Below are 25,579 nucleotides of genomic sequence, written 5' to 3'. Positions count from 1 at the left end.
TCACCGCCACCGGATCAGCGGTGATACGCCGGCGGCAGCGGCATCCCCAGCTCGGCCATCACGGTGCGGGCGCGCTGCGGATAGTCGGTGATGAGTCCGTCCACGCCGGCGGCGATCTGCTCGCGCATCGCAGTGGCGTCGTTGACCGTCCACGGAATGACCTTGAGTCCGGCGCGGTGCGCTCGGTCGACAAATGCCCGATCCACCACCGAGTAGTGCGGAGAGACGGTGTCGGCGCCGGCTGCGGCCGCACCGGCGATCGGGTCCGGCCCGCTTTCCCACAGTGCGACAAGGGGAATGGCCGGCTCGACGGCGCGCACCAACGGCAGGGTGCGCCAGTCGAAGCTCTGTATCTCCACGGCGTCCAGCTTGCCGGCGGCCCGCACCGCCGCCAGGGTCACCTCGACGATCTGCTGCGGATCTTCTGCGTCGACTTTGGTCTCGATATTGTAGCGCACATCTGCGTGATACGAGTCGGCCAGCGCGAACACCTCCGGCAGCGTCGCGATCACGTTGCCGGGCGGCACTTCCGCCTCGGGGAACTCCGGCAGCGGCTGACCGCAGTCCAGCGTGTAAACCTGTGCCACGGTGAGCTCAGCCACCCGCTTGCCCACATACGGGTACTGCGGGTCGCCGGCAACGGCCGGGCCGGTATCGGCGCACTTGGACGGCTCGATCACCGGATCGTGCCAGACCAACGGTTGCGCATCCCGGGTCAAGACGATATCCAATTCCAGTGTGCTGACCCCTGTTTCGATCGCCTTGGCGAAGCCGTGCAGCGATCCCTCGGTGGTCTCGCCTCGCCCACCACGATGCGCCTGCAGATCGAAACTCGGCGGTTGCCCGGCGGCAAACGGCGCGGCCGGGATCGCCGGTGCGGCAAATAGCGCCGAGCAGACGCAGAGTCGCACCCAGTTGTCCAGATTGATGCGATTCGCTGTCTGCTGGCGGCGCGAACGTTCCGCGGCGCGGCGGATCACCGCCGCTGGCGGGCGATTTCGGCCAGCACCACCCCGGCGGCCACCGACGCGTTCAGCGACTCGGTGGGCCCGGCCATCGGAATCGACACGATGGCATCGCAGTTCTGCCGGACCAGCCGGGACAGGCCCTTGCCCTCGGAGCCGACGACCAGCACCATCGGGCCGGCGCCGTCTAAGTCGTCGACCACGGTGTCGCCGCCGGCATCCAGTCCGACCACCTGCAGGCCGCGATCGGCCCACGCCTTCAGGGTCTGGTTCAGGTTGGACGCGCGCGCGACCGGGACCCGCGCTGCAGCACCGGCACTGGTTCGCCAGGCCACCGCGGTGACCGACGCCGAGCGACGCTGCGGGATGACCACGCCGTGCCCGCCGAATGCCGCCACCGAGCGCACGATGGCGCCGAGGTTGCGCGGATCGGAGATGTTGTCCAACGCGACCAGCAGCGCGGGCGCGACGTCTTGGCGCGCGGCGGCGAGCAGGTCGTCGGGATGGGCGTACTGGTACGGCGGAACCTGCAAGGCGATGCCCTGATGCAGACCGTTGGTGGTCATCTTGTCCAGGTCCGAGCGGGGGACCTCCAGGATCGGCAATCCGGAATCGGCTGCCCGGGTGACTGATTCGGTCAACCGCTCGTCGGCTTCGGCGCCGAGCGCCACATACAGCGCGGTGGCCGGGATACCGGCCCGCAGGCATTCCAGCACCGGGTTGCGGCCCAGCACGGTCTCGCTCTCGTCGCTGCGCTTGGCGGTCCGGTAGGCCCGCTGCTTGGCGGCGCGCTTGGCGGCTTTGGCGGCCGGGTGGTACTCCCGCTGGTGGGCGGGCGGGGTGGCGCCGCGGCCCTCGAGCCCGCGGCGGCGCTGACCGCCGGAGCCGACGGTGGGACCCTTCTTGGTCCCGGGTTTGCGCACCGCGCCCTTGCGCTTGGAATTGCCCGCCATCTAGCCCGCCCCGTCCAGCAACAGCGACCACTGCGGGCCGTCGCCGGTATCGGTGACGTCGATGCCGGCATCCTTGAGCCTGCCGCGGATCTCGTCGGCCAGCTGCCAATCCCGCTCGGCGCGAGCGGTTTCCCGGCGTTGCAGCTCGGCGCGCACCAGCACGTCGACCGCCGCCAGCGCCGCCGAGGTCTCGTCGCGCGACTCCCAGCGTTCGTCGAGCGGGTCACAGCCGAGCACGCCCATCATCGCCCGGATCGCGCCGGCAGCCGCCAGCGCACCCTCATGGTCACCGGCGTCCAACGCGCGGTTGCCCTCCGCACGGGTGCGGTGCACTTCGGCCAGCGCGATCGGCACCGACAGGTCGTCGTCGAGTGCGGCGGCAAACCGGTCCGTCCAGCAGCCGGGAAGCACTGCGCCCACCCGACTGCGCACCCGGTGCAGGAAATCCTCGATGCCGACATAGGCGTTGACGGCGTCGCGCAGGGCCGCCTCGGAGAACTCCAGCATGGAGCGGTAGTGCGCGCTGCCCAGGTAATAGCGCAGTTCGGCAGGCCGGACCCGTTGCAGCACCGCCGACATCGACAGCACGTTGCCCAGCGACTTGCTCATCTTCTCGCCGCCGAGGGTGACCCAGCCGTTGTGCAGCCAGTAGTTGGCGAACCCGTCACCGGCGGCCCGGCTCTGGGCGATCTCGTTCTCGTGGTGCGGGAAGATGAGATCCATTCCGCCGCAGTGAATGTCGAACTCAGGGCCGAGGTAGGACCGGGCCATCGCCGAACACTCCAGATGCCAGCCCGGGCGGCCGGGCCCCCACGGCGTCGGCCAGCTGGGTTCGCCGGGCTTGGCGCCCTTCCAGAGCGTGAAGTCTCGCGGGTCGCGTTTTCCGGTGGCCAGGCCCTCGCCCTGGTGCACGTCGTCGATCTTGTGGCCGGACAACTGGCCGTAATCGGGGTAACTGAGTACGTCGAAGTAGACGTCTCCGCCGCCGGCGTAGGCGTGGCCGGAGGCGATCAACCGCTCGATCAGCTCGACCATCTGGGTGATGTGGCCGGTGGCGCGCGGCTCGGCCGAGGGCGGCAACACGCCCAGCGCCTCATAGGCGGCGGTGAATTCCCGCTCGTAGGTGGCGGCCCACTCCCACCAGGGACGGCCCGCCGCCGCGGCCTTGTTGAGGATCTTGTCGTCGATGTCGGTCACGTTGCGCACGAAGGCGACGTCATAGCCGCGCGCGGTCAGCCATCGGCGCAGCACATCGAACGCGACACCACTGCGGACGTGGCCGATGTGCGGCGGGGCCTGCACCGTTGCACCGCACAGATAGATCGACGCGTGACCGGGCCGCAGCGGAACGAAGTCACGAACGGCGCCGGTTGCCGTGTCGTGCAGCCGTAGGCCAGGGCGATCGGTCACGACGGGCCAGCTTACCGGGCCGGAAGGGCGCCACCGTCGCGCCCGCTGCCCGCGATCGCCGAACCCCTTCCTATCAGGCAATTACCAGGAACGGGCACCACTTGCCACATGTGTGGACAGGCGGTCACCGGTGGCATATATTGCGGCAGTGAGCAGACTTCTGGCGGCGGCCTCCGGAGCGTTCTTGGCTGCGGCCACAATCGCATCGGCAGGGATGGCATATGCCGATGAACCAAACGATCAGAGCGGGCAGGTGTCGACGCAGTCGGCGCCCGGCGCAAACCTGGCCGGCGCGGTACAGCCGACCGATCATGGCGCGGCCGGCCCCGCCGATGCCGGGACGCTCGGTCCAATCGGCGACAACGCGGCACACTCGCCCGCGGCAAATCCGGCCGGCAACGCTGCGGGGAACCCGGCCCACGACGGCACGGTGCGGCCGGAAGACGAGGCGGCGCACCCGGCCGACGACGGTATGGCGGCCGCTCCTGCTGCGGGCGGAATGAACAACATGGGTGCCTCCATCGGCAGCTCGATGGCGATGATGGCCCCGATGATGGCGATGTACGTGCCGATGTTGGGTGCACCGTTGCTGATGTCGGGCCTGGGCAGTCTCGGTGCCGCTCCGTCTACCGGCGTGGACGCCGCTACCGCCGCTTCGGCTGCGGCCTCGGACCTCGCCGGTTCGGCCGCGGCGACCGACGTTTTGGGTGCGGCATCCCCGGTTGCCGCCGACCTGTCTAACCTCGACTTCACCCCGGCGCTGGACCCCAACCTCCTTTCGGACGCCCTCGGCGGTGTCGGTGCCGACGCCGCCAACGGAGTTGCCGAGGCAGCCGGCAGTTCTGTCGCCGATGCCGCTGGCCAGGCCGCCATCGATGCGACCACCAACATCGCTGGCGAACTGCCGGGTATCGCCGCGGACACCAGCGGCGACCTCGCCAGCACCGGCGTGGGCGTCGGTACCGAGGTCGCCTGTGGTGTAGTCGGCCTCATCTTCGGCGCCTGCTGACCCCCGCCCGGCGAGTTACCCCGGCACCACCAGCGCGGTAGCGACTGCGGCCAGGCCCTCGCCCCGGCCGGTCAGCCCCAGCCCGTCGGTGGTCGTCGCTGACACCGACACCGGTGCATCCAGCAGATCGGACAGCAGCTGCTGCGCCTCGGCGCGGCGCGGTCCGACCTTCGGCCGGTTCCCGATAACCTGCACCGCGGCATTGCCGACCGTGAAGCCGGCCTCGCCGAGCAGACTGCATACCTGGCCGAGCATCACAGCACCGGTTACTTGTGCCCAGCGTGGATCGTCGACGCCGAAAACCGCGCCGAGGTCCCCCAACCCTGCCGCCGACAACAGCGCGTCACACAGCGCGTGTACGGCGACATCGCCATCGGAGTGGCCGGCGCAACCGTCGGCGTCGGGGAACAGCAACCCCAGCAGCCAGCAGGGCCGCCCCGGCTCGATCGGATGCACATCGGTGCCCAATCCGACGCGGGGCAGCACGCTCACCGGCGCACCACCGCCTCGGCGAGCAGCGCGTCCAGTTTGGTGGTGATCTTGAAGGCCAGCGGGTCGCCCTCCACGATCTGGACCTGGCCGCCGATGTGCTCGACCATCGAGGCGTCGTCGGTGAACTGTGTACCGGCCCCGGCCTGCTGATAGGCGCGCAACAGCAGTTCGGCGGCGAACCCCTGCGGTGTCTGGACCGCTCGCAGCCCGTCTCGCTCCGGCGTACCCAGCACCATCCCGTTGGCGTCGACCGCCTTGATGGTGTCAGAGACCGGCAGGGCGGGCACCACCGCGCGGTGCCCGGCGCGCAACGCCGCGACCACCCGGACCACCAGGTCCGGCGGGGTCAACGGACGTGCGGCGTCGTGGACCAAAACGAAATCGGGTTCTCCGGCGCTCTCCAGCGCGAGCCGGACCGAGTCGACGCGGCTCGCCCCGCCGGCGACAACGCTGGCCGCCCCGCCGAGGATCAGTTTGGCCTCATCGGTGCGATCCGGTGGGACCGCGACGACCACCTGGTCGATGACGCCGGACTCCCGCAGGCCCGCCACGGCACGCTCGACCAGCGTCTGCCCGCCAAGCAGAAAGAACGCTTTGGGGACGCCAGCGCCCAGCCGCACACCAGAACCCGCAGCCGGAACCACGGCTACTGTGCTTGCCACCGAAAACCCCGGCGGTTCAGGACGCCGCGGCGAGCACCTCGTCGAGGATGATCTCCGCCTTGGCGTCGTCGGTGTTCTCGGCCAATGCCAGCTCACCGACCAGAATCTGACGGGCCTTGGCCAACATCCGCTTCTCGCCGGCGGACAGGCCGCGCTCCTGGTCGCGGCGCCAGAGGTCACGAACGACTTCAGCTACCTTGTGCACGTCGCCGGAGGCAAGCTTTTCCAGGTTGGCCTTGTATCGGCGAGACCAGTTGGTCGGTTCCTCGGTGTGTGGGGCGCGCAGCACCTGGAAGACCTTGTCCAGACCTTCCTGACCCACTACGTCACGCACGCCGACATATTCGGCATTTTCTGCGGGAACTCGAACTGTGAGGTCGCCCTGCGCCACCTTGAGGACCAGATAGTCCTTCTGCTCGCCTTTGATGGTCCGGGTTTCAATCGCCTCGATTAACGCTGCACCGTGGTGTGGGTATACGACGGTGTCTCCGACCTTAAAGATCATCTGATTTGAGCCCCTTTCGCTACCCCATCCTAACACGTCGCTCAGACGCCGGACGATCAACGGTGCAGGTCAGGGGCATCGCAGGCCCGGGCGAGGGCTTGACAGCAAGGATAAACCGTGCATGACGTGGGCCACCATGGGCCCGTTCGGGGCGGTCGATCACGCTTTAAAGGCGAGCCCGAACCCTGAACTACCGCCGCTATCAGCGTGCTACTACAGTGCATAGTCACAAACCGCAGCGCCGAGCAGGAGGCCTCAAGTGAACCGGTTCAACAGGGTCGTTACCGCGTTGGCCGTCGCCGCGGCGCTCGCCGGGTGCGGTACCGGCCAGATCTCCCAAAGCGCCGACCAGGCGTCCGCGGTCAACGGCGCCTCGGCCACCGTGGGCGAGCTGGCGCTGCGGGATGTGCGGATCCAGGCGGTGCAGGCCGGCGACGCGCTGGAAGCCGGCCAGACCGTGGACCTGGTGTTCGTCGCCAGCAACCGGTCGACCGACACCGGCGATGAGCTCACCGGGATCAACAGCTCGGTCGGCAAGGTGTCGGTGATCGGCGCCAAGTCGGTTCCCGCCGGCGGTGTCCTGATCGTCAGCGCCCCGGCCGGCCCGGACCAGCCGACCGCACCGGCGTCCAAGGCGCTGCCCGAGGTAACCAACGCCAGCACGGCGGCGGCCGCGGTGACGCTGGACAAGGCGATCTCCAACGGGCTGACCTACGACTTCACCTTCGACTTCAAGAAGGCGGGCCCGATCCGGGTGGCCGTGCCGATCTCGGCCGGCACCCTGTTGCACCCCTGACTCCGGGCGTAGCCCCCGCTCACTGTCAGACCCACCGGATACCGTCAGCGGGTGGCTAAAACCTCCAGGGCTCGATCGCTGTATCGCTGTGCGGAGTGCGGGCACACCTGCGCGAAATGGCTGGGGCGCTGCCCGGAGTGCGGTAGTTGGGGCGGCATCGACCCGGTGGCCCAGGCGGCCGCACCGTCGCCCGGACTGCAGCCGGCGGCGCCGGCTCGGCCCGCGGTTCCGATCAGCTCCATCGCGCCCGGCCGCGCACACCCGCAGCAGACCGGCGTGGCCGAGCTCGACCGAGTGCTGGGCGGTGGGGTGGTTCCCGGCTCGGTGACCCTGCTGGCCGGAGATCCCGGCGTCGGCAAGTCCACGCTGCTGCTCGAGGTGGCCCACCGGTGGGCGCTGGCGGGGCGGCGGGCACTGTACGTCTCCGGCGAGGAGTCCGGCGGGCAGATCCGGCTGCGGGCCGAACGCACCGGGTGCAGCCACGACGAGATCTACCTGGCCGCCGAATCCGACCTGCAGACCGTGCTGGGCCACATCGAGGCCGTTCGGCCCACGCTGGTGGTGGTGGACTCGGTGCAGACGATCTCCGCGGCCGACACCGACGGGGTGGCCGGCGGGGTTACCCAGGTGCGGGCGGTCACGGCCGCTCTGACCGCAGCCGCCAAGGGTGGCGACGTGGCGCTGATCCTGGTCGGCCATGTGACCAAAGACGGGGCGATCGCCGGCCCGCGTTCACTGGAACACCTCGTCGACGTCGTGCTGCACTTCGACGGCGACCGTAACTCGGTGCTGCGGATGGTGCGGGCCGTGAAGAACCGCTTCGGCGCCACCGACGAAGTGGGCTGTTTCCTGCTGCGCGACAACGGAATCGAGGGCATCGCCGACCCGTCGGGGCTGTTCCTGGAACAGCGCAGCGAACCGGTGCCCGGCACCGCGATCACCGTCGCGCTGGACGGCAAACGTCCGTTGATCGGCGAGGTGCAGGCACTGCTGGCAGACCCGGTGGGCGGGTCGCCGCGCCGGGCGGTCAGCGGCATCGACCACGCCCGGGCCGCGATGATCACCGCGGTGCTCGGCAAGCACGCGCAGCTGCCGATCGCGGCCGCCGACATCTACCTGTCCACCGTGGGCGGCATGCGGTTGACCGATCCGTCGACGGATCTGGCCGTGGCCATCGCGTTGGCGTCGGCCTATTCCGGTCTGCCGTTGCCGGCGACCACCGTGGTGCTCGGCGAGGTAGGGCTGGCCGGCGACCTGCGCCCGGTCAGCGGCATGGACCGCCGGCTGGCCGAGGCCGCCCGGCTCGGGTTCACCGCCGCGCTGACACCGCCGGGCGCCCCGGCCACCGTGGGCGGCCTGCGCACGGTGGCGGCACCCAATATTGTTGCGGCGCTGCGCAGTCTGGTCGATATCGCCGGTCATCGCCCCACCAGGCCGGCGCCGTTACGGCTGCTGGACCCGAATTAGGACCGATCAGTTGCCCGGCGGCAGGGCGTCTGGCGGCGGGAAGTTCTCGACCGGCGGCGGAGCGTCCGGAGACGGCTCCGTCAGCATGAACGGCACCGTCGCCGATCTCAGATTGCCCAGTTGAACCACCAGGTTGTAGGTGCCCGGACCGATCGGCTGTCGCGGCAGCGGGCATTGCGGCGCCGAACCCATTCCCGTCCACGTCACCGTGGTCGTCACCTGCTCGCCGGGGTCGAAGGTCTTCACCAGGGTCTCGTTCGAGGGCGCGCAGTCGAGGTTCGACCACAGCCGCTGGTTGTCCAGCGAGTAGACGTAGGCCGCCAGCACCGCCGCCCCCACGTCCCGCTTGCAGGCGACCAGGCCGATGTTGGTGACGACCATGGTGAACTGGGGCTGCTCGCCGACCACATACTGCGGACCGGTGATGCCCTTGACCGCCAGCGTCGAATCGGGGCAGTCGTCACCCGGCTTGAGCACCGGGGGCGGGATCACCGCCGCGGTCGGGGTCGCCGAAGGCGGCGGCGGCTGCTCGGCAGGCGGCACCAAGGGCGTCTTGACCTCTTCTGGTGCGGCGCCTTGCGGGTTGGCGTGCTGCCCGGCGGCCGGCGTCTTCGTGTCGGTGTTCTCGGCGCCCGCGCTGCCGTGGACGACAGCGAAGACGATGGCCGCAATCACCCCGATCACGGCGACGGCGATGCCCAGCGCCAAGCCGCGGCGTCGCCAGTAGATCTGCGATGGCAGCGGGCCCTGCGGTTCCAAATCGAGCACGTTCTCACGGTAGGACGTGCTCAGGCAGAGTTGTCCGACCCTTCCCGGCGTGTCGTTGCCGCGTTGTGACCTTCGGCGACTAATCGCCGATATCGCCGAGGTGATCCCGGGTCTGCACCCGCCCGTCGGACAGGTGGTAGGTGGCGCCGACGATCGCCAGCGTCCCGGCCTCGATCTGCTCGGCGATGACGGTCGATCGGGTCGCTAGTTGCCGCACGGTCTCGTTGACGTGGCAGGTCTCGAACTCATCGATGCTGCGCAGGCCTTCGCGCCGGCCGACCAGGATCGACGAGGCGACCCGTTCGGCGATATCACGCAGGTAGCCGCCTGGTACGGCACCGTCGTCGAGAGCCGCCAGCGCGGCCTTGACCGCCCCGCAGCTGTCGTGACCGAGCACCACAATGAGCGGCACGTCGAGTACCGCCACCCCGAACTCGATCGAACCCAGCACCGCTGCATCGATGACGTGGCCGGCGGTGCGGACCACGAACATGTCGCCCAGGCCCTGATCGAAGATGATTTCGGCCGCGACCCTGCTGTCGCCGCAACCGAACACCACCGCGGTCGGCTTCTGGCCGTTGGCCAGCTCGGCGCGGCGCGCGACGCCCTGGCTGGGATGGAGGGGTTCGCCGGCGACGAAGCGCTCGTTACCCTCCTTGAGTGCCTTCCACGCGGATATCGGGTTCGAGTTCGGCATACCCGACATTGTGCACGGCCAGCCGATGAGCATCGACGCCGGCGACCTGCTCGGCTGGTTCGACGCCGCCGAACGCGACCTGCCCTGGCGGGCGGACGGTGTGACGCCGTGGCAGATCCTGGTCAGCGAGTTCATGTTGCAGCAAACCCCGGTGGCGCGGGTGCTGCCGCTTTGGTCGGAGTGGGTGGCGCGCTGGCCGACTCCGTCGGCGACAGCGGCCGCGACCCCCGCCGAGGTGCTGCGGGCGTGGGGAAAGCTCGGCTATCCGCGTCGGGCCAAACGACTCCATGAGTGCGCGACCGTGATCGCGCGCGAATTCGCCGACGTGGTGCCCGACGACGTCGAGGTCTTGGAGCAACTGCCGGGAATCGGCAGCTACACCGCGCGGGCGGTGGCCTGTTTCGCCTACCGCAAACCGGTTCCGGTGGTCGACACCAATGTGCGCCGGGTGGTGGCCCGCGCCGTGCACGGACGCGCCGATGCGGCAGCCCCGTCGGCGAAACGCGACCATGCCGATGTCGGTGCCCTCCTCGCCCTATTGCCCGAAGCCGCTCAGGCCGCCCGCTTTTCGGCGGCGCTGATGGAACTGGGCGCCATGGTGTGCACGGCCCGAACGCCGCGCTGCGCTGTGTGCCCGTTGCGTTCCTGCGCGTGGCGAGACCGCGGGTTCCCACCCGGCAGCGCCGTCAAACGACCCGCCCAACGCTATGCCGGCACCGACCGCCAGGTCCGCGGGCGTCTACTGGATGTGTTGCGCGGCAACGTATCTCCGGTTACCCGGGCCGAGCTCGACGTGGCATGGCCGGTCGACGAGGTCCAGCGCGAACGCGCCTTGGGATCATTGCTGGACGACGGCCTGGTCGAACAGCTCGCCGGCGACCGCTTCGCGCTGCCCGGTCAGGACAGAAACGACTCGACGGCCTCGCGATAGAGCTGCGGCGCCTCGTCGTGCACCAGGTGACCGGCATCGGGAACGCGCAAGTAGGTACTGGCCGAGGCGATGCGATGCATCTCGCTCATCTGGCCCGGGGGCGTCACCGAGTTCCCGGCTTCGATCAGCAACGACGGCACCTGCACCGCGCGCCACTGGCCCCAGTAGTCGCGGGTGCCCCACTCGGCAGCGATCTGCACCCAACGCGCGGGTTGACCGTGCAGCCGCCAGCCGGTAGCGGTGCGGTCGAAGGCTTCCAGGAAGTACCGCCCCGCGACGTCGCCGAATTCGGCCACCACCTGATCTGCCCGGGCGAACTCGACGGGCAGGGCATGCACCCACGGTTCCCACGGCCCGGTGGTGCGGCCCCGGAAGTCCGGCGCCATGTCTTCGACCACCAGCGCGGAGACCAGCTCCGGATGGCGGGCCGCCAGGCACCAGGAATGCAGCGCACCCATCGAGTGACCCACCAGGCGCACCGGGCCCGGCAGCTGCTGTACCGCGGCGGCCAGGTCGGCCACGAAGCGTTCGGTGGAGATCGGATGCGGGTCGACGACGTCGCGGCCACGGTGCCACGGCGCGTCGTAGGTGTAGACCGCCCCCAGCCGGGTCAGCCACGGCAGCTGCCGCGGCCAGGTGCTGCCGCGGCCCATCAGCCCGTGCACCAGGACCAGCGGCGTCCCGTGGCCACCGCGATAGGTCAGCAGCTCGCTCGGCCCGGTGTCCACCCGGGGCACGGTAGCCTAGGCCGTATGGCAGTGGTGAAGATCAACGCAATCGAGGTACCCCCGGGCGCCGGTCCCGAGCTGGAGAAACGGTTCGCCAACCGAGCGCACACGGTGGACTCTTCACCCGGTTTCCTGGGCTTCCAGCTGCTGCGGCCGGTCAAGGGCGAGGACCGCTACTTCGTGGTCACCACGTGGGAATCCGATGAGGCGTTCCAGGCCTGGGCGACCGGGCGCAGCGCCGAGGCACACGCCCAGGCCAGCAAGAACCCCGTCGCTACCGGTGCCAGCCTGCTGGAATTCGAGGTCGTGTTGGACGTTGCCGGAACCGCCGCCCAGGCGTAGGCCCGTGCGGCGACACCTGGCGGTATGGACGGCCACGGTAAGCCTGGCGGCCATCGCTGCCGCATCGGCTGCCGGTTGCGCGCCCTCCCCCGCAGCACCTTCGGAGCCGGACACCGGCCCGGTGACGATCTCCACCAAGACCCCGCCCGGGCTGCGCGCCAAGCAGACCATGGACATGTTGAACTCCGACTGGCCGATCGGCCCGGTCGGGGTGGCCACCCTGGCCGCACCGGACAAGGTGGATCAGGTCGTCACCACCATGGAATCGCTGTGGTGGGATCGACCGTTCCGCCTCGACGGCGTCGACATCCGGGCCGGCACGGCCACCCTGCACCTGACGACCTCCTACGGTGCCCGCCAGGACATCCGGATCCGCACTGACGACAACGGGATGGTGGACCTGTTCAAGCCCACCACCGAGGCCCCACCCATCCACTCCTGGCATGACGTCGACGCGGTGCTGAGTAGGACCGGCGCCCGCTACTCCTACCAGGCCTCCCGCATCGAGGGCGGCGCGTGCACGCCGGTGGCCGGCACCAACACCAGCCAGTCGCTGCCGCTGGCATCGATCTTCAAGCTGTATGTGCTGCTGGCGGTGGCCAACGAGGTGAAGGCCGGGCGGGTGTCCTGGGACGACCCGCTGACCATCACCGGCCGGGCCAAGGTGGTCGGGTCGTCCGGGCTGGAGAAACTGCCCGAGGGCGCCCACGTCTCGGTGCGCAAGGCCGCCGAGAAGATGATCGCCACCAGCGACAACATGGCGACCGATCTGCTGATCGGCCGGGTGGGCACCCGAGCCGTCGAGCGGGCACTGGTGGCGGCCGGGCACCACGACCCGGCCAGCATGACGCCGTTTCCCACCATGTACGAACTGTTCTCGGTGGGCTGGGGCAAACCGGACCTGCGCGAGCAATGGCAGTACGGCTCGCCGGAGCAGCGCGCGAAGCTGCTGCAGCAAGCCAACTCCCGGCCGTATGAACCGGATCCGGTCCGCGCGCACATTCCGGCCTCGGCGTATGGCGCCGAGTGGTACGGCAGCGCCGAGGACATCTGCCGGGTGCACGTCGCGCTGCAAGCCGGTGCGGTGGGCAAGGCCGCGCCGGTCAAGCAGATCCTGTCCGCGGTGCGCGGCATCGACTTGAGCCGCGCCGATTGGCCCTATATCGGCGCCAAAGCCGGTGGGTTGCCCGGCGATCTGACCTTCAGCTGGTACGCCGTCGACGCGACCGGCCAGCCGTGGGTGGTCAGCTTCCAGCTCAACTGGCCGCGTGACCACGGCAAGAGCGTCGGCAGCTGGATGCTGCAGATCGCCAAGCAGGCTTTCGGCCTGCTGCCGGTAGCGCGCTGAGCGGGCGAGCAGTCACGAAAGCCCCCAAATCCTCACGGAAAAGGGGGCTTTCGTGTCTTCTCGGCTATTCGGCCGGCGCGCCTGCCTGAGCCAGATCCGCTTCGGCCGGCTTCTGGCTGCCGACGAAGGTGAACACCGCGCCCTCGGTGGGACCCTCGCCGTCCCAGTTGTCGACGTCGACGGTGACCAGCTGGCCGGGGCCGATCTCCTCGAACAGGATCTTTTCGGAGAGCTGGTCCTCGATCTCGCGCTGGATGGTCCGCCGCAGCGGACGTGCTCCCAGCACCGGGTCGAAGCCGCGCTTGGCCAGCAGCGCCTTGGCCTTGTCGCTCAACGCGATGTCCATGTCCTTGGCCCGCAGCTGCTTGGCCACCCGCCCGATCAGCAGGTCGACCATCTGGATGATCTCTTCCCTGCTGAGCTGGTGGAAGACGATGATGTCGTCGATCCGGTTGAGGAACTCCGGCCGGAAGTGCTTCTTGAGCTCGTCGTTGACCTTGAGCTTCATCCGCTCGTAGTTGTTGTCCCCGCCGCCCTGGGTGAAGCCCAGCCCGACCGCCTTGGAGATGTCGGAGGTGCCCAGGTTAGAGGTGAAGATCAGCACGCAGTTCTTGAAGTCCACCGTGCGGCCCTGACCGTCGGTGAGGCGGCCGTCCTCGAGCACCTGCAACAGGCTGTTGTAGATCTCCTGGTGCGCCTTCTCGATCTCGTCGAACAGCACCACCGAGAACGGCTTGCGCCGCACCTTCTCGGTCAGCTGGCCGCCCTCCTCGTAACCGACGTAGCCCGGAGGAGCACCGAACAGCCGCGACGCGGTGAACCGGTCGTGGAACTCGCCCATGTCGATCTGGATGAGCGCGTCGTCGTCGCCGAACAGGAACTCCGCCAGCGCCTTGGACAGCTCGGTCTTACCGACCCCGGACGGGCCGGCGAAGATGAACGAGCCGGACGGCCGCTTCGGGTCCTTCAACCCGGCCCGGGTGCGGCGGATGGCCTTGGAGACCGCGTTGACCGCGTCGTCCTGGCCGATGATCCGCTTGTGCAATTCGTCTTCCATCCGCAGCAGGCGGGTGGTCTCGGCCTCGGTCAGCTTGAACACCGGGATACCGGTCCAGTTGCCCAGCACCTCGGCGATCTGCTCGTCGTCGACTTCCGCGACCACGTCCAAATCGCCGGAGCGCCACTGCTTCTCGCGCTCGGCGCGCTGCGCGACGAGTTGCTTCTCCCGGTCCCGCAGGCTGGCGGCCTTCTCGAAGTCCTGCGCGTCGATCGCAGACTCCTTCTCCCGGCGAGCGTCGGCGATCTTCTCGTCGAACTCGCGCAGGTCCGGCGGCGCGGTCATCCGGCGGATCCGCATCCGGGCACCGGCCTCGTCGATCAGGTCGATCGCCTTGTCGGGCAGGAACCGGTCGTTGATGTAGCGGTCGGCCAGGGTGGCGGCAGCCACGATGGCCGAGTCGGAGATCGACACCCGGTGGTGAGCCTCGTAGCGGTCCCGCAGGCCCTTGAGGATCTCGATGGTGTGCTCGACGGTGGGCTCACCGACCTGCACCGGCTGGAACCGGCGCTCCAGTGCGGCGTCCTTCTCGATGTACTTGCGGTACTCGTCGAGAGTGGTGGCGCCGATCGTCTGCAGCTCGCCGCGGGCCAGCTTGGGCTTGAGGATCGAGGCCGCGTCGATGGCGCCCTCGGCCGCGCCCGCCCCGACCAGGGTGTGCAACTCGTCGATGAACAAGATGATGTCGCCGCGGGTGTTGATCTCCTTGAGGACCTTCTTCAGCCGCTCCTCGAAGTCACCGCGGTACCGGCTGCCAGCGACCAGCGAACCCAGGTCCAGGGTGTAGAGCTGCTTGTCCTTCAGAGTCTCGGGGACCTCGCCGGCCACGATCGCCTGCGCCAGCCCCTCCACGACGGCCGTCTTGCCGACGCCGGGCTCGCCGATCAGCACCGGGTTGTTCTTGGTGCGCCGCGACAGCACCTGCATGACCCGCTCGATTTCCTTCTCCCGGCCGATCACCGGGTCGAGCTTGCCCTCCATGGCCGCGGCGGTGAGGTTGCGGCCGAACTGGTCGAGCACCAACGAGGTGGACGGCGAGCCGGACTCCCCGCCCCGGCCACCCGTGCCGGCCTCGGCGGTCTCCTTGCCCTGGTAGCCACTCAGCAGCTGGATGACCTGCTGGCGCACCCGGGTCAGGTCGGCGCCCAGCTTGACCAGCACCTGGGCGGCGACACCCTCGCCCTCCCGGATCAGGCCGAGCAGAATGTGCTCGGTGCCGATGTAGTTGTGGCCGAGCTGCAGCGCCTCACGCAGGCTCAGCTCGAGCACCTTCTTGGCGCGCGGGGTGAAGGGGATGTGCCCGGACGGCGCCTGCTGGCCCTGGCCGATGATCTCCTCGACCTGGCTGCGCACCCCTTCCAGGGAGATGCCCAGCGACTCCAGCGACTTGGCGGCCACGCCTTCGCCCTCGTGGATCAGACCAAGCAGAATGTGCTCGGTCCCGATGTAGTTGTGGTTGAGCATCCGCGCCTCTTCTTGCGCGAGGACGACAACCCTGCGGGCCCGGTCGGTAAATCTTTCGAACATCGGCGGCTACCTGCTCTCCCTCACCATCGGTACTTGGTCGGCCTTGGCTCGGCCTCGCGCACCTGCCGTCCACTGTAGTGGGCGGCCGAGCGCGCTGTGACCTGCCGGGCAATGCGTACCGAATCGAACGCTTGCGATGGCAGACCTCGAAAGGCCTGGCACCTGACGCAAGAGAGCAACGCTGGGGCGCCGGAATGCGTTCCGATGGGTCACCCGGTTCGCCAGGAGCGAAATGCCGGGATCGTCGAGCCTCGCTGAACCGCTCGGTTCATGCGGCGGTCCCAGCTTCGGCTCTCCTCCGTCGAGCCTCGCTGAACCTCCGGGTTCATGCGGCGGTCCCAGCTTCGGCTCAGGTGGCAGCGTGAAATGCGTCGATGATGTCGGCCGGGATACGGCCGCGGGTCGACACGTTGTGGCCGTTGCGGCGGGCCCATTCACGGATGGCGGCGCTCTGTTCACGGTCGATCGTTCCGCGGCGGCCACCCCCGGACCGTCCCCGCCGGCGACCACCGACCCGACGGCCCGCGTCGGCCCACTTCTTCAACTCCGCGCGCAGTTTCGAGGCATTCTTGCTTGAAAGGTCGATCTCATAGGTGACCCCGTCCAGCCCGAATTCGACCGTTTCGTCGGCGGCACCCTCACCATCGAAATCATCGATCAAGGTGACGGTCACTTTTTTCGCCATATTAGTTGCCCCTCGGTTAGCTTTCAGCTGCAAACTGTGCGCAAAGCCGCATTCGACCTCGCGGACCAATGTGCCATAAAAATACGCCTGCTTCAACACAACAGGCGAGCGGGCCGATCAGTTGCCGTGACGCCGAACAATCGGGAACAAAACAGTCTCGCGAATTGACAGACCCGTCAAGACCATCAGCAGGCGGTCGATACCCATTCCGGTGCCGGTGCACGGCGGCATCGCGTGTTCCATCGCCGCCAGGAAGTCCTCGTCGAGCGGCATCGCCTCGTCGTCGCCGGCCGCCGCGGCACGCGCTTGGGCCGCAAAGCGTTCGCGCTGCACCACCGGGTCGATGAGCTCGGAGTAACCGGTGGCCAGCTCGACGCCGCGCATGTACAGGTCCCACTTCTCGGTGACACCGTCGATACTGCGATGCTGGCGGGTCAGGGGCGTCGTCTCCACCGGGAAATCCCGGACGAACGTGGGTGCGCTCAGGGCATTGCCCACCGCGTGTTCCCACAACTCTTCGACCAGCTTGCCGTGCCCATAACCACGGTCTCGGGGAATTTCGACTCCCCGCTCGTCGGCGACGGCCCATAACCGGTCGACGGGGGTCGCCGGAGTGATCTCCTCACCGATCGCTTCGGACAGTGACGGATACATTTCAACTGTCGCCCATTCGCCGTCAATGTCGTAGATGCTGCCGTCGGGCAACGGCAGTTGACGAGTGCCGATCACCTCGTCGGCGACCTCTTGAATAATCTCCCGAGTGGCCACGGCCGAGTCGTCGTAGGTGCCATAGGCCTGGTAGGTCTCCAACATCGAGAACTCGGGCGAATGGGTGGAATCGGCGCCTTCGTTCCGGAACACCCGATTCAGTTCGAAGACCCGGTCGAACCCGCCGACAACGCACCGTTTCAGGAACAGTTCGGGTGCGATTCGCAGGTAAAGGTCCGCGTCGAGCGCGTTCGAATGGGTGACAAACGGCCGGGCGGCCGCCCCACCGGCCAACGTCTGCAACATCGGTGTTTCCACTTCGAGGAATCCGCGGCGCTCCAGCGCGTGACGCACCGCGCGAATCACCGCGATCCGCTGGCGGGCCACGGTGCGCGCCTCCGGGCGGACGATCAGGTCGACGTAGCGCTGCCGAACGCGGGATTCCTCGCTCATCTCCTTGTGCGCGACCGGCAGCGGCCGCAACGACTTGGACGCCATCTGCCAGGCGTCCGCCAGCACCGACAGCTCGCCGCGGCGGGAGCTGATCACCTCACCGCGCACGTAGACGATGTCGCCCAGGTCGACGTCGGCCTTCCACGCGTCCAATTCCTGTTCGCCGACGCTGGCCAGGCTGACCATCACCTGCAGCTGGGTGCCGTCACCCTCCTGCAGGGTGGCGAAGCACAGCTTGCCGGAGTTGCGGGCGAACACCACCCGGCCGGCGACGCCGACGACGTCGCCGGTGGTGGTGTCGGCGGCAAGGTCGGGGTAGGAGGCCCGAATCTCGGCGAGAGTGTGGGTGCGATCCACCGCGACCGGGTACGGGTCACGGCCCTGCTCCAGCAACCGCGCCCGCTTGTCGCGGCGGATCCGGAACTGCTCGGGGAGGTCGGGATCCTGTTGCGGCGACGTGTCTGGGGTATCGGCGGAGCTCACGACTGGCCAGCTTAATCAACCGGCAGAAGCTCAGCGCGCCGGCCGCAGCCTGCCCCGTTGACTGTCCCGGTTGCGTTCGAAGACCAATCGCAGCCCGTCCAGGGTGAGGTTGGCGTCGTAGTGGCCGACCGTTTCCAGATCGGCGAGCAACAGCGGAGCGGTGTGCCCGGTGGCCACCACGGTGGCGTCGGCCAGACCGGGCGTATCGTCGCGTACCCGGCGCACCAGCCCGTCGACCAGTCCCGCGAAACCGAACACCGCACCGGCCTGCATGCACTCGACGGTGTTCTTGCCGATCACCGAGCGCGGGCGGGTGAGCTCCACCCGGCGCAGCCCCGCCGAGCGGGCCGCGGCGGCATCCGAGGAGATCTGGACACCGGGTGCGATGGCGCCGCCCAGGAACTCGCCCTTGGCCGAGACGACGTCGACGCAGATCGACGAACCGAAGTCGACGATGATCGCCGCCGTGTTGAACTTGTGGAAAGCGGCCAGGCAGTTGACGATCCGGTCGGCGCCGACTTCTTTGGGGTTGTCGACCAGCAGCGGGATCCCGGTGCGAACGCCCGGCTCGATCAGCACCGAGGGCACCGAGGGCCAGTACTGGTCGAGCATCAGCCGCACTTCGTGCAGCACCGACGGCACGGTGGACAGCGCGGCAGCGCCGGTGAGCTGTTCGCCGTCGTCGCCGATCAGGCCGTCCAGGGTCAGGGCCAGCTCGTCGGCGGTGATCTCCGCTTCGGTGCGAATCCGCCACTGCTGCACGACGTTTCCGTGCTCACCCGACCCGGCGATCAGGCCGATGACGGTGTGGGTGTTACGGACGTCGATAGCCAGCAGCACGGCTACCCCACGCTTCTGGGCGAAAGCAGGTCGGCTACGTCATCCGGCACGAAGGCCGGGTCGTTGCCGAGGTCGACCTGCTTGTTGTCGGAGTCGACGAACACGATCCGCGGCTGGTAGCGGCGCGCCTCGGCGTCGTCCATGGTGCCGTAGGCGATCAGGATCACCAGGTCGCCGGGATGCACCAGATGCGCTGCGGCACCGTTGATTCCGATGACACCGGTGCCGCGCTTCCCAGTAATGGCGTAGGTGACCAACCGAGCGCCGTTGTCGATGTCGACGATTGTCACCTGTTCGCCCTCGAGCAGGTCGGCGGCTTCCATCAGATCGGCGTCGATGGTCACCGATCCGACATAGTGCAGGTCCGCGTGGGTGACCGTGGCACGGTGAATCTTCGACTTGAGCATCGTCCGAAACATCAATTCCTCCGGTTTTCTGCGGGATATCCATCCGAACCGACCGACGCCGAGGCGGCGGTGGTGGAAAGTCCGAGCGTTATGGCGGCGTTGTCGATCAATCGGGTGGTACCGACCCGGGCGGCGATCAGCAGCCGCGCCGGCCCTTCGTCGGGGGCCGGACCGAGATCGACACCGCGCACCTGCACGTAGTCGACGTCGACCCCCGCCCCCGCGGCGCGCCCCGCGGGGGCGGCCTCGAGTGCCGCGGCCGCTCCCGCCGACGCGGCGTGCTCTGCGGCGGCCAGCGCCGCCGACAAGGCTGCCGCGGCTTCGCGCTGCACCGGGTCGAGGTAACGGTTGCGCGACGACATCGCCAGGCCGTCGGGTTCGCGCGCTGTCGGCACGCCCACCACCGTCACGTCCAGGTTGAGGTCGGCGACCATCTGCCGCACCAGCACCAGCTGCTGGTAGTCCTTCTCGCCGAAGAACACCCGGTCGGGTCGCACGATCGACAGCAGTTTGCCCACCACGGTGAGCATGCCGGCGAAGTGTGTGGGGCGGGCGGCGCCCTCAAGCTCGGCCCCCAGCGGACCCGGGTGCACCGCGGTGCGCGGACCGTCGGGATACATCGCACCGGCGGTCGGGGTGAAGGCCAACTCGACACCTTCGCCGCGCAGCAGCGCCAGGTCGTCTTCGAGGGTGCGCGGATAGGCGTCGAGGTCCTCGCCGGCGCCGAATTGAAGCGGGTTCACGAAGATCGACACCACCACCACCGAGCCGGGCATCCTGCGTGCGGCACGCACCAGCGCCAGGTGGCCGTCGTGCAGCGCCCCCATCGTCGGCACCAGCATCACCCGGCGGCCGGTCGAGCGCAGCGCCCGGGTGACGCGAGCGATCTCGTCGGGCCGCGCGTACACGTTGAGCCCACCGGCGGTGAAAGTGGGCGCGTTCGGCCTCACCGGGCCAGCACCGTCAGCACGTCGTCGGCGGCGTCCGCGCAGTGCGCCGTGCGCAGCGCGTTGGTGCGGTAGGCCTCGGCCAGATCGGGGTCCACGTCGGCCAGCGCTTGCAGGTGCCGGGCCAGGGTGACCGAGTCACCCCGGGCCACCGGCCCGGTCAGCGCGGCCCGCCCGTCGCGCAGGGTGTTGGCCAGTGCGGCCCGCACCAGCGGCCCGAGCACCCGCTCGGCGACGCCGTCGGGGTCATTGATCCCCAGACCACCGGGCAGTGCCGCCCGCAATGCTGCCAGGGCGTCGTCGATCACGGTAACCACGTGGTTGCCGCCGTGACACAGCGCGGCGTGGTAGAGGGTGCGGGCGGTTTCGTCGACCCGGAACGGCTCGGCGCCGATCTCCAGGGTCAGCGCCTCGGCGATGGCATAGCCGATTTCGTCGCCGGCGGTGATGCCGAAGCAACTCTCAGTCAGCCGATCGATGTCGGAGTCCGCGCCGGTGAACGTCATCGCGGGGTGGATCGCCAGCGGCAGACAGCCCTGCTCGGTCAACGGCGCCAGCACGCCGATCCCGGTGGCACCGGAGGTGTGCACGACGATCGTCCCGGCCCGCACCGCGCCGGTGGCGGCCAGGCCGGACACGATGCCGTCCAGTTCGGTGTCGGGAACCGACAGCAGCAGTAATTCCGAGTCGCCGGCGACATCGGGGGCCGGCCGCACGAGGGTGTCGGGCAGCCGCCGTCGGGCACGCTGACGCGACTCTTCGGAGATGGCGCTGCACGCCACCACGACGTGGTCGGCCCGCTCCAGTGCGACGCCCAGGGCGGTGCCGACCCGGCCCGCCGAGATGACGCCTACCTTGAGTCGGGCGGGCCGCAGTCCGTCGAACTGCACCATCGCAGACGACCTCGCAAGTTCTCTTGGTTCGTTCCAGTCCCGCGCTGCGGGTACCGGACGGTCGGGCAGAGTGTATCCCGCTCGGCCGCGGCCCGGGGAGTGACATTCGTCGCAGGCGCGGGTATTACTCCTCGCGACGGCGGCGCCGGCGGCCCCCGGAGGGGGTGGCCTGCAGCCGGGCCAGCAGTTCGGCCACCGACTGTCCGCCGGTGGTCGGGGCGGCCTCGGCTCCCGGCTCGGCCCCGGCGGAATGCCGGGCCGCGGGGGCACCGGCGGGCTCCGCCGGCACCGGCTGGGCAGGGCTGCCGGGCGCGTCCGCCGCGTGCCGGGAGCGCGCCCGCCGGCGTCCCTCCCCGTCGCCGCGTTCGGCTGCGTCGGCACCGTTCACCGGACCGCCGGCCGGCTCCCCGGGTTCGGCGTGGCGACCGTGGCGGGACGGTGCCTCGGCGCTGCGCTCGGGCACCGGTTCGCCGGCGTGCCTGGGCTCGGCGACGCCGTGCCGGCCGGAGTCCGCGGGAGTAGCCGGAGTCACCGGAGTTTCGGGGGTTTCCGGGGCCCAGTTGCTGCCCGGCGTGCCCGGCGGAAGCCATTCGCCCTCGGCGCCAACCGGTTTCCAGGCGGGAGCTGCGGTCGGCGCGACCCATGGTGGCGGCGGTGCCGTCGGAACGGGTGGCGGTTCGGGCTCGCGGCGGGACTCGGATTCCCTGCGAGGCTCGGGTGGGACGAAGGGCTGCGGCGGCTGCGCCCAACGGCCCGCGGGTTGCTGGACTTCTTCCGCGGCCCGGCGCGGCGGCTCTTCGGCGGCTCGGCGCGGCGCTTCTTCGGCGGCTCGGCGCGGCGCTTCTTCGGCGGTCCGGCGGTGCGAACCGCGGTAGGGGGTCTCGGCCGGCGCCTGGGGCGACTGCGGCGTCTGCGGCTGAGGCATCGGGATTCCGCCGGTCGGTATCCGCACCTCGGGAACATCGATGATCGGGTTCTCGGCGGTTTGGCTGACCGAGTCCTCGGGGTAGAACGACGCGGCGGCCGGCGTGACCCGGGTGGGGCCGGATTCCCCGCCCGAGCGCGCCCAGTCGCTGTAGGCCCGAACCGTAGTGCGCTCGGGCTCCAGGGCCGGCCGGTGACTCAGGTCGGCGTCGAAGAGGATCTCCAGATTGGTTCGCAGCGCGGCCAGCTCGCTGCGCAACCCGGCGACCTCGTCGGCGGCCTGAGCCCGCAGCTCCGAGGCCAGCTCCCGGCGCAGCTGCGACTCCACCGTCAGCTCGTATTCTCGGCGCGCCGAGATCTCCCGGTCCAGTTGCAGGTCGTAGACCAGCTTCAGGTCGCGGGCCCGGGCCTGGTCCACATCGCTTTGCCGCCGGTAGATCACCGAGACGAACGCGGCGGCGACCGCGGCCCACAGCGCCACGATGACGGCGAGCTTCAACAGCTCCACCCGGCTGGTGAATACCAGGGCCGAACTGGCCGCGATCGCAAGGATCAGCAACGCCGTCATTAACGTCCAGCCGGGCCTGCGAGCACCACGCCGACTTGGGGCGCGGGACAGGACCGAATTCATCTGCGCCGCTCCACCTCGTCGCTTCGCTCATCGTTGCCGGCCGGCATTGCCCGACTGTACCTGGACAAGGTCACTTGGCGTGTCGCCCCGCTCCGGCGATTCTCAGCCGGGTTGGTTTCCGGTCAGCTGCCCGGTCTGGCCGGGATCCTGCGGAGACTTGCAGCAGTTCTGCAGCCACAGCGCGGCGACGAGCAAAGCCAGCGCGCTGGCCGCGGCGACCACGGCGCCGGCGGTGTCCTCGGCGGCGACGTGCAGGGTGGACCGGTGCGGCAGCAGGTAGCCCAGCACGCCCAACCAGAAGCCGAGCACCAGCGCCCCCATCCAGGCCGAGGCCTTGGCGACCACCACGGTGCGGGCCACCGCCAGCGGATGCAGCCACCCGGACCCGACCCCGATCTGGCCGTCATCGATCTTGGCGCGGACGTAGCGACCCCAGGCCGCCTCGGCGATCGCCACCACCAGCAGCGATATCCCGGTCCACACCGTGATCGGCGGGAACCAGCGGTACAACAGCTGCACCGCCAGGTAGCTGAGGACGGCGGCGGCCGCGGCGGCTGCGGCGACGTCTCGCTTACGGGTCGGGCCCATCAGCCGTCTCCGGGGACGGCGCGCCGCTGCAGCACCAGATCGGTCCGCCGCAACCCGTCGCGGTCGGCGGGGTCCAGTTGCTCGAGCAGGTCGGCCACCGCGCAGCGCCGGCCGGCCACCGTCAGCTGCGCCTCCGGTTCGACCTCCAGCCACGGGATCATCACGAAGGCCCGCAGATGGGCCAGCGGGTGCGGCAGGGCCAGCCCCTTGTCACGGGAGAACAGCTCGGTCGATGCGCCGGCCTGGGTGTCGCGGCAGCTGATCACGTCCACGTCCAGGGTTCGCGGCCCCCACCGTTCGCCGCGCACCCGGTCAGCGGCGTCTTCGAGTTCGTGCGCCCGGCGCAGCCAACCGTGTTCATCGATCGCCGGATCTTCCACGATCAGCACCGCGTTGAGGAAGCGCCCCTGGTCCAGGACACCCCACGGTTCGGTCTCATACACCCCCGACACCTCGCGCACCGCGGCGCCGAACCCGTCGAGGGTCGACTGCAGCCGGGCCAGCCGATCACCCAGGTTGGACCCGATGGACAACACAGCGCGCGTCACGCCGGCACCACCGTCCCGCGCCGGTCGCGCCGGGAGCGCCGCGCCACCACCGCGACGTCCGCGAAGGTCAGCGGGATCGGGGCGCGCGGCTTGTGCAGCGTCACCTCGACGGCCTGCACCCGGGTATCGGCCATGACCTCCTCGGCGATCTCGGCGGCCACCGTCTCGATGAGATCGCGGGCCGGGCCGGTGATGATGTCCGCGGCCCGCTGGGCCAGCACCCCGTAGTCGTAGGTGTCGGCCAGTGCATCACTGGCGGCCGCGGCGGACAGGTCCATCCACAGCGTGATGTCGACGATGAAATCCTGACCGTCGGCCCGCTCGTGGGCGAACACGCCGTGGTTGCCGCGAACCTTCAGACCGCGCAATTCGATTCGATCAGTCATCGCTTGTGCCTCCTTGGCCCCGAGCTGCAGTCCAGGCTTCGACGACCCTAAGCGCGTCGACAGAGCCCCGCACGTCGTGCACCCGCACGCCCCAGGCGCCGTGCAGGGCGGCCAGCGCCGAGACCACCGCGGTGGCAGTATCCCGCTCGTCGGGCGACCGCGGCGCGCCATCGGCCCCGGACAGCAGCGTACCGAGGAACCGCTTGCGTGACGCCCCGACGAGCACCGGTAGGCCGGCGTCGACCAGCTGCGGCAGGCCGTTCAGCAGAGCCCAATTGTGTTGCGCCGTTTTGGCGAAGCCCAGTCCCGGATCGACGATCAGCTTCGCCGGATCTACGCCGGCGGCCACCGCGGCATCGACGGAGGCGAGTAGGTCGTTGCGGACCTCGGCGACGACGTCGCGGTAGTCCGGTACGTGATGCGGATGTCCCGGATCGACCGGGCGCCAATGCATCAGCACCCACCGGGCGCCCGAGGAGGCCAGCAGGGACGCCATCGCCGGATCGGCCCGCCCTCCGGAAACGTCGTTGACGATCCTGGCACCGCAGTCCAGTGCGGCTTCTGCCACCGCTGCGTTCATCGTGTCGATGCTGACCGTAACGCCCTGTGCGACAAGTCCTTTCACTACCGGAATAACCCGTTGCGCTTCCGCGTACGGATCGGCACGCACCGCGCCGGGCCGGGTCGATTCACCGCCGACGTCGATGATCGCCGCGCCCTGGGCGGCCAGCGCCAGGCCGTGTTCGACGGCGCGACCGACGTCCAGATAGCGCCCGCCATCGGAGAACGAGTCGGCGGTGACGTTGACCACCCCGACGACCTGGGCGCGTGTGGGGCTCACCTCCGCCGGATGAGTTCCAGGGCTTCGGCGCGCGACGCGCTGTCGGACTTGAACTGGCCGCGCACCGCCGACGTCGTGGTGATCGCGCCGGGCTTGCGCACGCCCCGCATCGCCATGCACAGGTGCTCGGCCTCGACCACCACGATGACGCCGCGCGGATCGAGTTTGCGCATCAGGGCGTCGGCGACCTGACCGGTCAACCGCTCCTGCACCTGGGGCCGCTTGGCGTAGAGGTCGACAACCCGCGCCAGCTTGGACAGGCCGGTGATCCGGCCGTCGTCGCCCGGGATGTAGCCGACATGGGCGACGCCGTGGAACGAGACCAGATGGTGCTCGCAGGTCGAGTACAGCGGGATCTCCTTGACCAGCACCAGTTCGTCGTGCTGCTCGTCGAAGGTGGTCTCCAGCACCGCGTCCGGGTCGGTGTAGAGCCCGGCGAACATCTCCTGGTAAGCCCGGGCCACCCGCGCCGGGGTGTCTAGCAGACCCGGACGGTCGGGATCTTCCCCCACCGCATACAGCAGTTCGCGCACCGCCGCCTCGGCGCGCGCCTGATCGAAGACTGTCGAAACCATCGCCGATCCCACT

Annotated in this window: 28 protein-coding genes; 6 read left to right on the top strand and 22 right to left on the bottom strand. The window is 69.5% G+C overall.

Translation table 11 applies throughout. The features are described from left to right. Window positions 1–14: 14 nt before the first annotated feature. From A5771_RS15520 to cysS, 3 genes are all read right to left on the bottom strand, one after another. Complete coding sequence (locus A5771_RS15520) at window positions 15–911, bottom strand: glycerophosphodiester phosphodiesterase family protein (protein WP_064856230.1); 897 nt, start codon at window positions 909–911, stop codon at window positions 15–17. Between the two features lie 65 nt (window positions 912–976). Continuing rightward, window positions 977–1,918 carry a 23S rRNA (guanosine(2251)-2'-O)-methyltransferase RlmB gene (rlmB, locus tag A5771_RS15515; protein ID WP_064856081.1) on the bottom strand — a complete coding sequence of 314 codons (942 nt, stop codon included), beginning with the start codon at window positions 1,916–1,918 and terminating at the stop codon, window positions 977–979. After that, window positions 1,919–3,328, bottom strand: coding sequence for a cysteine--tRNA ligase (gene cysS, locus A5771_RS15510; protein WP_064856080.1), 1,410 nt, complete (start codon window positions 3,326–3,328; stop codon window positions 1,919–1,921). It lies immediately after the preceding gene. 148 nt (window positions 3,329–3,476) lie between these two features. Here cysS and A5771_RS15505 point away from each other — a divergent pair, with 148 nt between their 5' ends. Then, window positions 3,477–4,337: a hypothetical protein gene (locus tag A5771_RS15505; RefSeq protein ID WP_131808923.1), complete on the top strand. Its 861-nt coding sequence runs from the start codon at window positions 3,477–3,479 to the stop codon at window positions 4,335–4,337. A 15-nt stretch (window positions 4,338–4,352) separates the two neighbouring features. Here A5771_RS15505 and ispF read toward each other — a convergent pair whose 3' ends face one another. From ispF to carD, 3 genes are read right to left on the bottom strand one after another with little or no spacing between them, the layout of a single operon-like run. After that, a complete protein-coding gene (ispF, locus tag A5771_RS15500) occupies window positions 4,353–4,829 on the bottom strand; it encodes a 2-C-methyl-D-erythritol 2,4-cyclodiphosphate synthase (RefSeq protein ID WP_064856078.1) in 477 nt (158 codons plus the stop codon). After that, on the bottom strand, window positions 4,826–5,491 hold the full coding sequence (gene ispD, locus A5771_RS15495; RefSeq protein WP_064856077.1) for a 2-C-methyl-D-erythritol 4-phosphate cytidylyltransferase: 666 nt from the start codon (window positions 5,489–5,491) through the stop codon (window positions 4,826–4,828). The genes ispF and ispD overlap by 4 nt, the downstream gene beginning before the upstream one ends. Before the next feature lie 16 nt (window positions 5,492–5,507). Next, a complete protein-coding gene (carD, locus tag A5771_RS15490; RefSeq protein WP_046316144.1) occupies window positions 5,508–5,996 on the bottom strand; it encodes an RNA polymerase-binding transcription factor CarD in 489 nt (162 codons plus the stop codon). A 259-nt stretch (window positions 5,997–6,255) separates the two neighbouring features. Here carD and A5771_RS15485 point away from each other — a divergent pair, with 259 nt between their 5' ends. After that, window positions 6,256–6,792, top strand: a complete 537-nt coding sequence (locus tag A5771_RS15485) for a hypothetical protein (RefSeq protein ID WP_064856076.1) — start codon at window positions 6,256–6,258, stop codon at window positions 6,790–6,792. 51 nt (window positions 6,793–6,843) lie between these two features. After that, window positions 6,844–8,259 carry a DNA repair protein RadA gene (gene radA / locus A5771_RS15480; RefSeq protein ID WP_064856075.1) on the top strand — a complete coding sequence of 472 codons (1,416 nt, stop codon included), beginning with the start codon at window positions 6,844–6,846 and terminating at the stop codon, window positions 8,257–8,259. Window positions 8,260–8,265: 6 nt separating this feature from the next. Here the strand turns inward: radA and A5771_RS15475 are convergent, their stop codons facing one another. Then, window positions 8,266–9,027 carry a hypothetical protein gene (locus A5771_RS15475; RefSeq protein ID WP_064856074.1) on the bottom strand — a complete coding sequence of 254 codons (762 nt, stop codon included), beginning with the start codon at window positions 9,025–9,027 and terminating at the stop codon, window positions 8,266–8,268. Between the two features lie 79 nt (window positions 9,028–9,106). Then, window positions 9,107–9,724 carry a carbonic anhydrase gene (locus A5771_RS15470; protein ID WP_064856228.1) on the bottom strand — a complete coding sequence of 206 codons (618 nt, stop codon included), beginning with the start codon at window positions 9,722–9,724 and terminating at the stop codon, window positions 9,107–9,109. A 25-nt stretch (window positions 9,725–9,749) separates the two neighbouring features. Between A5771_RS15470 and A5771_RS15465 the strand changes: the two genes are divergently transcribed. Next, window positions 9,750–10,655, top strand: coding sequence for an A/G-specific adenine glycosylase (locus A5771_RS15465; RefSeq protein WP_064856229.1), 906 nt, complete (start codon window positions 9,750–9,752; stop codon window positions 10,653–10,655). Here A5771_RS15465 and A5771_RS15460 read toward each other — a convergent pair. Continuing rightward, window positions 10,622–11,383 carry an alpha/beta fold hydrolase gene (locus A5771_RS15460; protein WP_428844414.1) on the bottom strand — a complete coding sequence of 254 codons (762 nt, stop codon included), beginning with the start codon at window positions 11,381–11,383 and terminating at the stop codon, window positions 10,622–10,624. The genes A5771_RS15465 and A5771_RS15460 overlap by 34 nt on opposite strands. Window positions 11,384–11,407: 24 nt before the next feature. Between A5771_RS15460 and mhuD the strand changes: the two genes are divergently transcribed. After that, a complete protein-coding gene (gene mhuD / locus A5771_RS15455; RefSeq protein ID WP_064856072.1) occupies window positions 11,408–11,725 on the top strand; it encodes a mycobilin-forming heme oxygenase MhuD in 318 nt (105 codons plus the stop codon). Between the two features lie 4 nt (window positions 11,726–11,729). After that, the gene (locus A5771_RS15450) at window positions 11,730–13,073 is read left to right on the top strand and encodes a serine hydrolase (protein ID WP_109401160.1); all 1,344 of its coding nucleotides are present in this window, start codon (window positions 11,730–11,732) and stop codon (window positions 13,071–13,073) included. Window positions 13,074–13,137: 64 nt separating this feature from the next. Here A5771_RS15450 and clpC1 read toward each other — a convergent pair whose 3' ends face one another. From clpC1 to folE, 13 genes are all read right to left on the bottom strand, one after another. Next, window positions 13,138–15,657 (bottom strand): ATP-dependent protease ATP-binding subunit ClpC, encoded by a 2,520-nt coding sequence (clpC1, locus tag A5771_RS15445; protein ID WP_064856071.1) that lies wholly within the window; start codon window positions 15,655–15,657, stop codon window positions 13,138–13,140. Between the two features lie 349 nt (window positions 15,658–16,006). After that, window positions 16,007–16,342: a histone-like nucleoid-structuring protein Lsr2 gene (gene lsr2, locus A5771_RS15440; RefSeq protein WP_064856070.1), complete on the bottom strand. Its 336-nt coding sequence runs from the start codon at window positions 16,340–16,342 to the stop codon at window positions 16,007–16,009. Between the two features lie 117 nt (window positions 16,343–16,459). Continuing rightward, window positions 16,460–17,986: a lysine--tRNA ligase gene (lysS, locus tag A5771_RS15435; protein ID WP_064856069.1), complete on the bottom strand. Its 1,527-nt coding sequence runs from the start codon at window positions 17,984–17,986 to the stop codon at window positions 16,460–16,462. A gap of 30 nt (window positions 17,987–18,016) precedes the next feature. After that, on the bottom strand, window positions 18,017–18,826 hold the full coding sequence (locus tag A5771_RS15430) for a type III pantothenate kinase (protein WP_064856068.1): 810 nt from the start codon (window positions 18,824–18,826) through the stop codon (window positions 18,017–18,019). A 2-nt stretch (window positions 18,827–18,828) separates the two neighbouring features. Then, the gene (gene panD / locus A5771_RS15425) at window positions 18,829–19,245 is read right to left on the bottom strand and encodes an aspartate 1-decarboxylase (RefSeq protein WP_064856067.1); all 417 of its coding nucleotides are present in this window, start codon (window positions 19,243–19,245) and stop codon (window positions 18,829–18,831) included. Then, entirely contained in the window at window positions 19,245–20,183 is a 939-nt protein-coding gene (gene panC / locus A5771_RS15420; RefSeq protein WP_064856066.1) for a pantoate--beta-alanine ligase, read from the bottom strand. The genes panD and panC overlap by 1 nt, the downstream gene beginning before the upstream one ends. Then, window positions 20,180–21,073, bottom strand: a complete 894-nt coding sequence (locus A5771_RS15415) for a Rossmann-like and DUF2520 domain-containing protein (RefSeq protein WP_064856065.1) — start codon at window positions 21,071–21,073, stop codon at window positions 20,180–20,182. The genes panC and A5771_RS15415 overlap by 4 nt, the downstream gene beginning before the upstream one ends. A gap of 124 nt (window positions 21,074–21,197) precedes the next feature. Further along, window positions 21,198–22,628, bottom strand: a complete 1,431-nt coding sequence (locus tag A5771_RS15410) for a DUF6779 domain-containing protein (protein WP_064856064.1) — start codon at window positions 22,626–22,628, stop codon at window positions 21,198–21,200. A gap of 102 nt (window positions 22,629–22,730) precedes the next feature. Beyond that, on the bottom strand, window positions 22,731–23,216 hold the full coding sequence (locus tag A5771_RS15405; RefSeq protein ID WP_064856063.1) for a DUF3180 domain-containing protein: 486 nt from the start codon (window positions 23,214–23,216) through the stop codon (window positions 22,731–22,733). Further along, complete coding sequence (gene folK / locus A5771_RS15400; RefSeq protein ID WP_064856062.1) at window positions 23,216–23,764, bottom strand: 2-amino-4-hydroxy-6-hydroxymethyldihydropteridine diphosphokinase; 549 nt, start codon at window positions 23,762–23,764, stop codon at window positions 23,216–23,218. Before folK ends, A5771_RS15405 begins: the two co-directional genes overlap by 1 nt. Continuing rightward, window positions 23,761–24,150, bottom strand: coding sequence for a dihydroneopterin aldolase (gene folB, locus A5771_RS15395; RefSeq protein WP_064856061.1), 390 nt, complete (start codon window positions 24,148–24,150; stop codon window positions 23,761–23,763). Before folB ends, folK begins: the two co-directional genes overlap by 4 nt. After that, window positions 24,143–24,991 (bottom strand): dihydropteroate synthase, encoded by an 849-nt coding sequence (gene folP / locus A5771_RS15390; protein ID WP_064856060.1) that lies wholly within the window; start codon window positions 24,989–24,991, stop codon window positions 24,143–24,145. Before folP ends, folB begins: the two co-directional genes overlap by 8 nt. Beyond that, a complete protein-coding gene (folE, locus tag A5771_RS15385; RefSeq protein WP_064856059.1) occupies window positions 24,988–25,566 on the bottom strand; it encodes a GTP cyclohydrolase I FolE in 579 nt (192 codons plus the stop codon). Before folE ends, folP begins: the two co-directional genes overlap by 4 nt. Window positions 25,567–25,579: the final 13 nt, after the last annotated feature.

This window comes from Mycolicibacter sinensis, assembly GCF_001667375.1.
In the GTDB taxonomy this organism is placed as follows: Bacteria; Actinomycetota; Actinomycetes; order Mycobacteriales; family Mycobacteriaceae; genus Mycobacterium; species Mycobacterium sinense_A.
The sequence above is the reverse complement of the archived record's forward strand: the minus strand, read 5'-3'. Positions and strand labels throughout refer to the sequence as shown.